This is a genomic window from Streptomyces sp. NRRL S-87, from assembly GCF_000719335.1.
Classification (GTDB): domain Bacteria; phylum Actinomycetota; class Actinomycetes; order Streptomycetales; family Streptomycetaceae; genus Streptomyces.
On sequence record NZ_JOGB01000250.1, the window covers coordinates 1 to 206 of the forward strand.

A 206-nucleotide genomic window follows, 5' to 3' on the forward strand; every position below is an offset into this window, starting at 1 on the left:
CTACCGGCTGCTGGTCAACCCCACGGGCCGGTTCGAGATCGGTGGCCCGATGGGTGACGCGGGTCTGACCGGCCGCAAGATCATCATCGACACCTACGGTGGCATGTCCCGCCACGGTGGCGGTGCGTTCTCGGGCAAGGACCCCTCGAAGGTGGACCGCTCGGCCGCGTACGCGATGCGCTGGGTGGCCAAGAACGTGGTCGCCG

General features: G+C 68.9%; 1 protein-coding gene. It reads left to right on the forward strand.

Features of this window, described 5'->3' with window-relative positions; translation table 11 throughout:
* A partial coding sequence (locus IF43_RS37680) for a methionine adenosyltransferase domain-containing protein (protein WP_037891820.1) occupies window positions 1-206 on the forward strand: 206 nt, incomplete at both ends.